The following is a 1,474-nucleotide window of genomic DNA, read 5'->3' as shown; positions in this document are numbered from 1 at the left end:
CTCGCACTCCCTCCCCACCCCACTTTGTCCTCTCCCTGGAAAAAGTCGGCACGAATCCGTGCTCAACTTCTTCCCACTCCCGGCGGTCGCTGCTACGGTCCAGTTCGAAACCGAGTCGGCCGAATGGCCGAAAAACCGTGCGGACAGGCCGAATTGAGGCGGGGAGGGGTTCGTGAGACGCATGACGGCGCGACCCGCCAACGCACATCAGGCCCGGCTGCTGAAGCTGCTGCGCGACGGGGGCCCCAGCTCCCGGGCACAGCTCGGCGACCGGGTCGAGCTGTCCCGCTCGAAGCTGGCCGTGGAGGTGGACCGGCTCCTGGAGACGGGACTGGTCGTCGCCGACGGACTCGCCGCCTCCCGCGGCGGCCGGCGCTCCCACAATGTGCGCCTCGCCCCCAGCCTGCGCTTCCTGGGCGTGGACATCGGCGCGACCTCGGTCGACGTCGCCGTCACCAACGCCGAACTGGAGGTGCTGGGGCACCTCACCCAGCCGATGGACGTGCGCGAGGGCCCCGTGGCGGTCTTCGAACGGGTCCTCGCCATGGCCGAGAAGCTGCGGGCCTCGGGGCTCGCGGAGGGATTCGACGGCGCCGGCATCGGCGTCCCCGGCCCCGTCCGCTTCCCCGAGGGCGTCCCCGTGGCACCCCCGATCATGCCGGGCTGGGACGGCTTTCCCGTACGGGAGGCGCTCAGCCAGGAACTCGGCTGCCCGGTCATGGTCGACAACGACGTGAACCTCATGGCGATGGGGGAGCAGCACGCGGGCGTCGCCCGCTCCGTGGGCGACTTCCTCTGCATCAAGATCGGCACCGGCATCGGCTGCGGCATCGTCGTCGGCGGCGAGGTCCACCGCGGCACGACGGGCAGCGCGGGCGACATCGGGCACATCCAGGCCGTGCCCGACGGACGCCCGTGCGCCTGCGGCAACCGGGGCTGCCTGGAGGCGCACTTCAGCGGGGCCGCCCTGGCCCGCGACGCGCTGGAGGCGGCCCAGCAGGGCCGTTCCCCCGAACTCGCGGCCCGGCTGGAGGCGAACGGCCGGCTCACCGCCGAGGACGTCGCCGCCGCTGCCGCCGCGGGCGACCCCGCCTCGATCGACCTGATCCGGCAGGGCGGCGCCCGCACCGGTCAGGTCATCGCCGGACTCGTCTCCTTCTTCAACCCCGGCCTGGTGGTGATCGGCGGCGGGGTCACCGGCCTCGGCCACACCCTGCTCGCCGCCATCCGCACCCAGGTGTACCGCCAGTCGCTTCCGCTGGCGACCGGCAATCTCCCCATCGTTCTCGGTGAGCTGGGGCCGAAGGCCGGAGTGATCGGCGCGGCCCGGCTCATCAGCGACCATCTGTTCTCCCCCGCGTAACCCCCCACTCGCACCACCCGCACCACCCGGACCGGCGTACCGGTCACCGGATCATCAGCACGGCCCCTGCTCTGCCCTGCTCACCCTGACACCGGCCCGTGCGCACGGGCC

The 1,474-nt window shown here is 72.6% G+C and carries 1 protein-coding gene; it reads left to right on the top strand.

Translation table 11 applies throughout. The features are described 5' to 3' along the window. The first annotated feature begins 181 nt into the window (after nt 1–181). Complete coding sequence (locus CCN35_RS27355) at nt 182–1,363, top strand: ROK family transcriptional regulator (protein ID WP_067388918.1); 1,182 nt, start codon at nt 182–184, stop codon at nt 1,361–1,363. Nucleotides 1,364–1,474: the final 111 nt, after the last annotated feature.

Origin of the sequence: Streptomyces thermovulgaris, from assembly GCF_002155915.1 — a bacterium.
GTDB classification, from domain to species: domain Bacteria; phylum Actinomycetota; class Actinomycetes; order Streptomycetales; family Streptomycetaceae; genus Streptomyces; species Streptomyces thermovulgaris.
Note: the sequence above shows the minus strand (reverse complement) of the source record. Positions and strands in the feature narration are given on the sequence as shown.